Source organism: Flavobacterium sp. DG2-3 (assembly GCF_030730925.1).
In the GTDB taxonomy this organism is placed as follows: domain Bacteria; phylum Bacteroidota; class Bacteroidia; order Flavobacteriales; family Flavobacteriaceae; genus Flavobacterium.
The window spans coordinates 100,670-112,152 of record NZ_JAVAMB010000007.1 but is presented as its reverse complement, the minus strand read 5'-3'; the positions used below and the strand labels follow the sequence as shown (position 1 = coordinate 112,152).

General features: G+C 37.1%; 5 protein-coding genes. All 5 read left to right on the top strand.

The window, feature by feature from the left end:
* Positions 1 to 50 precede the first annotated feature (50 nt).
* The 5 genes from Q9Q97_RS11725 to Q9Q97_RS11705 all read left to right on the top strand — a co-directional run bounded on the left by Q9Q97_RS11725 (position 51) and on the right by Q9Q97_RS11705 (position 11,446).
* A complete protein-coding gene (locus Q9Q97_RS11725; RefSeq protein ID WP_306157179.1) occupies positions 51 to 1,283 on the top strand; it encodes an SGNH/GDSL hydrolase family protein in 1,233 nt (410 codons plus the stop codon).
* A gap of 38 nt (positions 1,284 to 1,321) precedes the next feature.
* Entirely contained in the window at positions 1,322 to 4,039 is a 2,718-nt protein-coding gene (locus tag Q9Q97_RS11720; RefSeq protein WP_306157177.1) for an alpha/beta hydrolase-fold protein, read from the top strand.
* Positions 4,040 to 4,107: 68 nt separating this feature from the next.
* Positions 4,108 to 6,636, top strand: coding sequence for a glycosyl hydrolase 115 family protein (locus tag Q9Q97_RS11715; protein WP_306157175.1), 2,529 nt, complete (start codon positions 4,108 to 4,110; stop codon positions 6,634 to 6,636).
* A 52-nt stretch (positions 6,637 to 6,688) separates the two neighbouring features.
* Positions 6,689 to 9,142: a glycoside hydrolase family 95 protein gene (locus Q9Q97_RS11710; protein WP_306157173.1), complete on the top strand. Its 2,454-nt coding sequence runs from the start codon at positions 6,689 to 6,691 to the stop codon at positions 9,140 to 9,142.
* 84 nt (positions 9,143 to 9,226) lie between these two features.
* Entirely contained in the window at positions 9,227 to 11,446 is a 2,220-nt protein-coding gene (locus Q9Q97_RS11705) for a glycoside hydrolase family 127 protein (RefSeq protein ID WP_306157171.1), read from the top strand.
* Positions 11,447 to 11,483 lie beyond the last annotated feature (37 nt).

Here is an 11,483-nt window from a genome sequence, read left to right as displayed (position 1 = left end):
ATTTATGGGAGTTGCTTTTTAATTACAGCAGTCATCAAATTTTAGTAGAAATGATAAAAAGATATTTAAAATATGTATTGCTTTTACAGCTTTTCACTTTAATAATAGGATGTAAGGCCAATCAGCCACTAGCGAATTCATCTGACACAGCAACTGTAAATTGGGTCGGATCATGGGCTTGTGCGCCAATGCTTGTAGAACCAAACAATATGCCTCCAGTTCCAGGTTTGGCTGAAAATACTCTTCGTCAGATTATAAAAGTTTCGATTGGGGGAGAGCATATTCGACTGCGTTTTTCAAATGTATTCAGTGATCAGATTACAGTTTTAAAAAAAGTTAGTATAGCCAATGTTCTTGAGGCTCCCGCAATTGATAAAAACACACAGAAAAATCTCAGTTTTAATGGAAATCAAGAAATAACACTAAATCCAGGACAAGAAGTATTTTCAGATAAATTGAATTTTCAGTTAAAACCAGGGCAGCTGCTCGCCATAACTATTTATTACGGAACTTCATCACAAAAAACAACTGGACATCCTGGATCGAGAACAACATCTTATATTTTACAAGGAGATAATCTGGATAATGCGGCTTTTTCAGGTGCAGTTAAAACAGATCATTGGTATTCCATTACCGGACTCGATGTGATAGCGCCAAAAAATGCTTCTAATATTGTTTGCTTAGGAAACTCCATTACAGACGGCCGAGGTTCCGGAACAAACAGACAAAATCGCTGGACAGATATTCTGGCAGCTAGACTGGCAGTGGATAAAGCAACTCAAAATATTGGGGTTTTAAATTTAGGAATAGGAGGAAATTGTGTTGTGAAAGGTGGATTAGGCCCAACAGCATTGGACCGTTTTGATCGTGATGTACTTTCGCAGAAAGGTATAAAATGGGTTGTAATTTTAGAGGGAATAAACGATATAGGAGGAATTAAACGTCCGGAAGATGCTCCTGTAAAAGCACAGGAAATTATAGATGCTTATAAGATCATGATAGAAAAAGCACATGCTAAAGGAATAAAAGTGTATGGTTGTACTATTCTGCCCTTTCAAAAATCATTTTATGATGCATCTTTTAAACAAGAAGCAAGAGATATCGTAAATGCATGGATTCGAAATAACCATTTTGATGCAGTAATAGATTTTGATAAGGAAATGTCTTCGGAAACGGATTCAAAAACTATTTTATCTAATATGCATGATGGCGATTTTTTGCATCCTAATGAATTAGGATATCAGAGAATGGGAGAAGCAATAGACTTGAATTTATTAAAGTGAAATTCTATTTAGTTCAAAAAACAATTTAACAAGATATCATGAAATCAATAATCAGATTTTTCGCAATAGGGGTTCTTTTTTTAACAGCACAGAATGGATATTCTCAGGATCCAAATTTTCATGTTTATTTAAGTTTTGGACAGTCCAATATGGAAGGTGCTGCCCCGATAGAAGCTGAAGACAAAATAAACGTCGACCCGCGATTTCAGGTTCTGGAAGCCGTAAACTGTCCGGACTTGAATCGAGAAATGGGAAAATGGTACACCGCAATACCGCCATTATGCAGATGCAAAACAGGATTGACATTAACAGACAATTTTGGAAGAACCATGGTGGCAAATCTTCCTAAAAACATAAAAGTAGGAGTAGTAAATGTAGCTGTCGGAGGATGTAAAATAGAACTTTTTGATAAAGATAACTTTGAGAATTACATGAAAACAGCGCCAGACTGGATGCTGGGTATGATCAAAGAATATAACGGAAGTCCATATGCAAGATTGGTTGAAATGGCAAAAATTGCACAAAAGACAGGAGTTATAAAAGGTATTTTACTGCATCAGGGAGAATCTAATACAGGCGATACGCTATGGCCCAAAAAGGTCAAAATAGTATACGATAACTTAATGAAAGACCTGAACCTTGATCCTAAAAAAGTGCCATTGCTTTCCGGTGAAACAGTTCATGAAGAACAAAAAGGAAAATGCGCGAGCATGAATAAAATCATTGCAACACTGCCTAAGACCATTCCAACCTCTTATGTCATTTCATCAAAAGGCTCTGCAGCAGCTCCAGATTTCCTGCATTTTAGCGCAGAAGGATATGGAGATTTGGGGAAGCGTTATGCCGAAAAAATGCTTTCATTACTGGGTTATAAATCAGATAACCGCAATGAGCCTTTTATAGTTCAAGCGCCAGTCGGTTTTGACGAGTTAGATCCAGCAGTTCCAGCAGGAAAAGTTGACACGGTAAGTTATGATTCAAAGACAGTCGGGACAGTTAGAAAAGCAACTATTTATACGCCGCCTGGATTTAGTAAAAGTAAAAAATATCCAGTTTTATACCTTTTGCACGGAATTGGCGGAGATGAAAAAGAATGGCTTAACGGAGGAAGTCCGCAGATTATATTGGACAATCTGTATGCAGAAGGAAGATTAGAACCAATGATCGTGGTAATGCCAAACGGAAGAGCCATGAAAGATGACAGTGCTACTGGAAATATAATGGCGCCCGACAAAGTACAGGCATTTGCAGATTTTGAAAAAGATTTATTGAAGGACTTAATTCCTTTTATCGAAAAAAAATATAACGTTTATAAAGACAGAGAGCATCGCGCGATTGCTGGACTTTCTATGGGAGGAGGGCAGTCTTTGAATTTCGGTTTAGGAAATCTGGATAAATTTGCCTGGATAGGCGGTTTTTCTTCCGCACCAAATACGAAGAAAACAGAAGAGTTGGTGCCAAATCCGGAGGAAAGAAAAAAGAAACTAAAACTGCTTTGGATTTCCTGCGGCGATAACGATTGGCTGCTAGAAAACAGTAAACGTACTCACGATTACTTATTTAAAAATAATGTGCCACATATTTATTATCTGGAACCTGGAGTTCATGATTTTAAAGTATGGAAAAACAGTTTGTATATGTTTTCGCAGTTGTTGTTCAAACCTGTTGACGAATCAAGCTTTTCAAAATATACAGTTCTGGGAACCATAGCCCAAACCAACATACGAAATGCTAAATATCCCCAAATTCTGCCTGACAACAGAGTGATTTTTAAAGTCAACGCCCCTGAGGCATTGAAAGTGCAGATAGATCTCGGCCGTAAGTACGATATGCAGAAAGACGGACAGGGAGTTTGGAATGTTACAACCGATGTGATAAACGGCGGATTTAATTATTACTCGCTTTTGATTGACGGTATGGCAGTTGCGGATCCGTCAAGCGAAACTTTTTACGGAATGGGACGCATGGCCAGCGGAATAGAAATTCCGAGAAGAGAAAGCGATTTTTATGAATTGAAAACCGTTCCGCATGGCGAAGTAAGGATAATGAAATACTTTTCTAAAGGAACCAATTCATGGCGCGAAATGTATGTGTATACGCCGCCAGGTTACGATGCTTCGGCTGAAAAATTTCCTGTTTTATATCTCCTGCATGGCGGTGGGGAAGACCAACGAGGATGGAGCATGCAGGGAAAAGCAAATGCGATTTTAGATAATTTAATAGCCGAAAACAAAGCAAAGAAAATGATCATTGTGATGCTTGACGGAAATATGGGAAATACAGGCGGTATTGCAGGTTTTGGAGAAGAAACATTAAAAGCATTTGAGAATGAGTTAAAAAACGCAGCAATACCTTTTGTAGAAAGTAATTTTAAGGTGGCAACAGACAGTAAAAACAGAGCTTTAGCCGGTTTGTCAATGGGAGGATTACAGACACTTTACGCTGGAATTAAAAACTCAAATATGTTTTCAAGTTTGGGCATTTTCAGTTCAGGATGGTGGGCAAACAATCCGAAATTATCAGATCCTCAATATGAGTTTATAAAAAATAATGCACAGTCTATTAATGCTAATCTAAAAGATTTTTGGATTTCGATGGGCGGAAAAGAAGATATCGCCTATGACAACTGTAAAATTATGATGCAGAAATTCGATCAATTTGGAATAGAATATAACTATAGTGAATACTCCGGCGGACATACATGGCCGGTATGGAGACATGATTTGTTCCAGTACTCGCAGTTATTGTTCAAATAAAAAACAGAATTAAAAGATTTTTGATTTAAAGTAAACAGAATCTGGAATGAATAGATAAAAAATACCTGATGAAAAACTATTTGAAATTTATAAGCACTGTAATTATTATTTTAGCAAGTATTATATCAAAAGCGTCTCAGCCTTTTATAACTGAAGATAAAAACCAGAATGTTATGGTGCTGAAAGAAAAGTCTCTATCGCTATCTTTTTTGTTAAATTCAAATTTAGATGCAGGTGTTTTGCGGGCTGTAAATAATCTCCAGTCAGATTTTGAAAAAGTTACGGGGCAGCGTCCCATTATTTTAAATCAGAACCCCAACGTAGCAGCACCGCTCATTATTATTGGAATGATCGGATCTAATTCGATTATTGATGATTTAATTAAACAAAAAAAGATAGAAGTAAAAGAACTCAAAGGCAAAAATGAGAAGTTTATCATACAACAGGTTAAAAATCCTTTCAAAGGCGTAGATGAGGCACTTTTAATAGCAGGAAGCGACAAACGCGGTACCATTTACGGAATCTATGAATTATCTAAACAGATCGGTGTTTCTCCATGGTATTACTGGGCAGATTTACCAATAAAAAAGAAGGAAAATATTTATTTCATTAAGGGAACTTATACAGAAGGAGAACCTGCTGTAAAGTACAGGGGAATTTTCCTTAATGATGAAGCACCAGCATTGAGCGGTTGGGCAAAAGCTACTTTTGGTGGTTTTAACAGTAAATTTTATGAAAAAGTTTTTGAATTAATACTTAGACTGAAAGGCAATTATGTCTGGCCCGCAATGTGGGGAAATGCATTTTATGACGATGATGCGGCCAGCGGGCCTTTGGCAAATGAAATGGGTGTTGTAATGGGAACTTCCCATCATGAACCAATGGCTTTGGCACAGACAGACTGGCGCCGCTACATAAAGAAAAATAATTTGCCCAATATTTGGGATTATTCCAAAAACAAGACTATTCTGGATGAATTCTGGAAAACCGGTATACAGAGAAGCAAAAATTGGGAAAAACTGGTAACCATCGGGATGCGTGGCGATGGAGATGAAGCAATGAGCGAAGGCACTAATATAAGTCTGCTGGAAAATATTGTAAAAGAACAGCGCAGAATTATTCAGAATGAAACGGGCAAAAAACCAGAGAAAACACCGCAAGTTTGGGCTTTGTATAAAGAAGTTCAAGACTATTATGATCAGGGAATGCGCGTCCCTGATGATGTGATTTTATTGTTTTGTGATGACAATTGGGGAAATGTCCGCAAGCTACCTGATCTTTCCAAACCGCTGCATAAAGGCGGTTATGGAATGTATTATCATTTCGATTATGTTGGAGGTCCAAGAAACTCAAAATGGATAAACATAAGTCCAATACAAAGAGTTTGGGAACAGATGAACCTTAGTTATGAGAACGGAGTCGATAAAGTCTGGATTGTGAATGTTGGGGATTTAAAACCAATGGAATTCCCGATCAGCTTCTTTTTAGACATGGCTTGGTATCCTAAAAACTTCAACTCTCAGAATCTATTCCAATATACAGAAAGCTGGGCAGCAGAACAGTTTGGAAATAAGTATTCTAAAGAAATTGCCAGACTATTAAATACTTATCCAAAATTTAATCGACGTGTCACACCAGAAATGCTGGACAGCAAAAGCTATTCCTTAGAAAATTATAATGAGTTTGAAACAGTTGTTGCTGACTATAAAAATTTAGCGCTGGACGCTTACAGAGTGTACAATGAGCTTCCAAACGAATATAAAGATGCATATTTTCAGCTGGTTTTATATCCTATAGATGCCTGCTGCAATCTTTATGAAATGTATTTTGCACAAGCAAAAAATAATAAACTGGCATCCGAAAGAAATAGTCTTGCCAATTATTATGCAGATGAGGTTAAAGTAAAATTTGTGCGCGATTCTATTCTTCAAAACAAATACAACAATGAAATTGCGGGAGGCAAATGGCCTCATATGATGGATCAGATGCGAATAGGTTATAAAGCCTGGCATGATGGACCTAAAAATATCCTTCCTGAGGTAAAATATCTTTCTGATAGCGAAATTATTGTCCCGAAAGTTTTTGTAGAAAAAGAGGGTTATGTTTCGATTCATGCAGAACACTTTTCTAAGGCCAATAATTCAAAAAAAACACATTGGGATGTGATTCCGGATTTTGGAAAAACGCTGAGCGGTATTACAACATTTCCGCAAAATATTTACCCAACAGCAGAAGATAATGTCTTTGTAGAGTATGAAATCAATTTTGCTTCAACGGGAGAATTTAAGGTGGAACTTTTATTGGCGCCAACACTGAATTTTAACAGCAACAAAGGCCTTCGATACGAAATATCTTTTGATGAAGAAAAACCGCAGCTTGTCAATTTTAATGGGCATTATAAAGGAGAATTAGGTAAATGGCAGGCAGAACACATGATTCATTCTGTAACTAAACATACCATCTTGAAACCGGGAACGCACAAGCTTCGTTTCAGAGTTTTAGACCCAGGAATTGTACTTCAAAAAATATTGATTGATACTGGCGGTTTAAAATCTTCTTATTTAGGAGCTCCTGAAAGTGAAAGAGTGTCTCAATAATTTTGCAGGCTCTTTTGCCAGCTGAGAAGAATATTAAAATGAGTAATTAAATATGAAAAAACATTTGTTTAATCTTCTGTTTTTGTTTTCGATATCCATATTCGCTCAAGAGAAATCAGATCTAAAGCTTTGGTATAAAACTCCTTCTGGGAATGTTTGGGAAAACGCATTGCCAATAGGAAATGGTTTTCAAGGCGCCATGGTGTATGGAAATGTCGGAAAAGAAATTTTGCAGCTAAATGAAAGCACGGTTTGGAGCGGAAGTCCTAACCGAAATGATAATCCGCTAGCAAAAGAAGCTTTGGCTCAGATAAGACAATTTCTTTTTCAGGGAGAATATAAAAAAGCCGAAAAACTGATCAATGAGACTATCATTACCAAAAAATCTCATGGGCAGATGTTTCAGCCTGTCGGGAATTTGGAACTGAATTTCCCAGATCAGAATTATTCAGATTATTATCGTGAACTGGATATTGAAAATGCAGTTGCAAAAACAATGTATAAAGTAAATGGAGTGACTTTTACCAGAGAAGCTTTTACCTCTTTTGCAGACAGAGTTTTGGTTATTAAACTTTCTGCAGATAAACCTGGGCAGCTATCATTTAGAGCTGGTTTTACATCAGAACATAAGAAGCAAAAAATTACAGTTAATAATAATGAAATTTCACTTTGGGGAAAAACCAGTGATCATGAAGGAATAGAAGGAAAAGTTGAGTTTAATGCATTAGCGCAATTAAAAGCAGAAGGCGGAATCATAAGCACTGCTGGCAATACGCTGAAAGTCGATAAAACTGATTCTGTAGTGATTATGGTTTCTATAGCTTCAAACTTTGTAAATTATAATGATTTAAGCGGCGATGAAAATAAATTGGCTAAATCTTATCTAGATAATGCATTTGTAAGGAATTATGATAAGATGAAAACCGCTCATATTGCCGCTTATCAAAAGTATTTCAAAAGAGTAAAACTTGATTTAGGAACTACAGAACAAGCTAAATTGCCTACAGATGAGAGATTATCTAATTTTAGAAATGTGTCAGATCCCTCTTTTGTAACCTTATATTATCAGTACGGCAGGTATCTGCTAATTTCTTCTTCGCAGCTAGGCGGACAGGCTGCAAATCTGCAGGGAATCTGGAATCGCAGTATGACACCGGCATGGGATAGCAAGTATACCATCAACATTAATACAGAAATGAATTACTGGCCAGCTGAAAAAACAAACCTTTCTGAAATGCATGAACCTTTATTGAAAATGATTCAGGAACTTTCGGAAACAGGACAGGAAACGGCCAAAGTAATGTACGGTGCTAGAGGATGGATGGCGCATCATAATACAGATATTTGGAGAGTGAATGGAGCAGTCGACGGCGCAACGTGGGGAGTTTGGAATGCCGGCGGAGGATGGTTAAGCCAACATGTTTGGCAGCATTATTTGTATACAGGAGATATAGTATATTTAAAGTCTGCTTACGAGATATTAAAAGGAGCGGCGGCTTTTTATGCTGATTTTCTTGTTGAAGATCCCAGAAACGGATGGCTGGTGGTGGCTCCTGGAAATTCGCCTGAAAATACACCGATGGCACATCAAAATTCGGCAATGACAGCAGGTTCTACTATGGACAATCAAATTGTGTTTGATGTTTTTAGCACGCTTATAAAAGCTTCAGAAGTTTTACAGAAAGACGCAGCATTTGCAGACAGTCTTAGAGTACTGAGAAAGAAACTGCCTCCAATGCAAATAGGAAAATACAATCAGCTTCAGGAATGGCTTGATGACGTAGATGATCCAAAAGATAATCACCGACATATTTCACATTTATATGGCTTGTATCCGTCCAATCAGATTTCGGCCTATAGGACTCCAGAGCTTTTTGCCGCTGCAAAAAACACACTGCTGCAAAGAGGCGATGTGTCTACAGGATGGAGTATGGGCTGGAAAGCAAACTGGTGGGCAAAAATGCAGGACGGCAATCATGCCTACAGCTTAATTCAAAATCAATTGACACCGCTTGGCGTAAATCACGAAGGAGGCGGAACCTATAATAACCTTTTTGATGCGCATCCGCCATTTCAGATCGATGGTAATTTTGGCTGTACTTCTGGCATTACCGAGATGCTTATGCAAAGTTCAGATGGAGCAATTCATCTGCTTCCTGCTTTACCTGATGCTTTAAAAAAATACGGATCGATAAGCGGTTTAAAAGCGAGAGGAGGTTTTGAAATAAAAGATTTAAAGTGGAAAAATAGAAAAGTAATCGCTTTAACCGTTTATTCTAATCTTGGCGGAAATCTAAGATTAAGAACTCCTAATAAGCTTATACTAAAAAAGAACAAAAATTTAAAAGTAGCATCAGGTGCAAACCCAAATCTATTTTATGCGGTGGAGGAAACCGAAAAACCGATTATTTCTAAAGATTCAAACATTCAATTGCTAAATATTAAAGCATCTTACTTGTATGATATCATGACAGAAAAAGGGAAAACCTATACTTTTTACTTTTAATAAATTCAAATTCAATCTATAATGATAAACAACATTTTATTTTGCCTATTCGCCTTAATGATAGGAGCCAATACATCGGCCCAAATGAAGTTATTTGATTTAAGCGAAGTACAACTGAAAGATGGACCGTTTAAAAATGCTCAAGATGTAGATCTAAAGTATATTTTAGATTTAGATCCTGACAAACTTCTAGCGCCTTATTTATTAGAATCTGGACTTCCGCCAAAAGCAGATCGTTATGGCAATTGGGAAAGTATAGGATTGGATGGGCATATCGGCGGACATTACCTTTCGGCTTTAGCTATGATGTATGCATCTACTGGAAACAAAGAGCTTAAAGATAGGTTAGACTATATGCTTTCAGAATTGGCGCGCTGTCAGACTAAAAATGGCAATGGCTATGTTGGAGGCATTCCGCAGGGTAAAGTTTTTTGGGATCGAATCCATAAAGGAGACATAGACGGAAGCAGTTTTGGTTTGAATAATACCTGGGTTCCTATTTACAACATTCACAAACTTTTTGCTGGTCTAATTGATGCTTATCAGTATACTGGAAGCAAGAAAGCGAAAGAAATAGTAATAAAATTAGGAGATTGGTTTGTAGAATTACTCCATCCGCTTTCTGATGAGCAGATCCAGAAAGTTTTAGCTACTGAGCACGGAGGCATAAATGAATCTTTTGCCGATCTGTATATCATTACAAAAAACAAAAAATATCTTGAAACGGCTGAACAATTATCTCAAAAAGCTTTCCTGAATCCGTTATTGCAGAAAGAAGACAAACTCACAGGACTTCACGCTAATACTCAAATACCAAAAGTGGTTGGTTTTGAAAAGATTGCCGCACTATCTGATAATAAAGAATGGTCAGATGGCGTGCAGTTTTTTTGGGATAATGTAACGCAAAAAAGAACAGTTGCATTTGGCGGAAACAGTGTGGCAGAACATTTTAATCCTGTAAACGATTTCAGCGGCATGGTAAAATCTAATGAAGGACCGGAAACCTGCAATTCGTACAATATGGAACGTCTTGCAAAGGCTTTGTTTCTAGATAAAAATGATGTGCATTATCTGGATTTTTACGAAAGAACACTTTACAATCATATCCTTTCGAGCCAGCATCCAGAAAAAGGAGGTTTTGTGTATTTCACGCCTATTCGTCCAAACCATTACCGTGTGTATTCTCAGCCCCAGACAAGCATGTGGTGCTGTGTGGGAACGGGACTTGAAAATCACACCAAATATGGAGAATTAATTTACAGCCATACACAAAATGATCTTTTTGTAAATCTTTTTATTCCGTCGATTTTAAAGTGGAAAGAAAAAGGTATAGAGTTGGAACAAACCACAAAATTCCCTTATGAGAATCAGACAGAGTTAGTTTTAAAACTTAAAAAATCAAAACACTTCGCTTTGGATATCCGTTATCCAAAATGGGCTGAAAGTTTTGAAATATTAGTGAATGGAAAAGAACAGAAAATAGCGTCTAAACCCACTGAATATGTCACGATTTCAAGAAAATGGAAAACGGGAGATAAAATAAGTGTCAGATTTAAAACGTCAATACATTTAGAAAATCTGCCGGACGGTTCCAATTGGAGTGCATTTGTCAATGGGCCAATCGTATTGGCTGCCAAAACTTCGACAGAAGGATTAGACGGCTTGGTTGCAGATGAAAGCCGAATGGGACACGCTGCAAAAGGAAAATTTATTCCGCTTGATAAAGCGTATGCATTGGTTGGGGACAAAGCAGATTATGTATCGAAACTTAAAGCAGCAGGCAGTTTAAGATATCGCTTAGATTCATTAGAATTGGAGCCTTTTTTTGAAGTGCACGATGCCCGCTATCAAATGTATTTTCAAACGTATTCCAAAGAAGAATATAAGGAAAAGCAGGAGTTGCTGAAGAAGCAGGAAATTGAAGCTATGGCACTTGAGGCCAAAACAATAGATAAAATAAACTGCGGTGAACAGCAGCCGGAAGTCGATCATTTGTACAAAGGGGAAAAAAGCAATTCTGGTTACGAGGACGGAAAGTTCTGGCGAAATACACGTGCCTATATCTCTTATCAAATGCTGAACAAAAATAGCAAAGGTCAGTTTTTGAATATAGATGTTTTAGATGAATTCAACTTGGACAATATTACTATTTTAATCAATGAAAAGCCAGCGGTAATAACTTCAGCCAATACAAAAACAATCAAAATAAAAATAGATAATAAGGAAGTGCTGAACATTAAAATTCTAACAAAAGATGGCAAGATCAGCCCAAAATTTTCCCAGCTTAGTATTGTTACGAATTAACGAATAAGATCTCTTTTAGACATTTTTCAGAGATCCC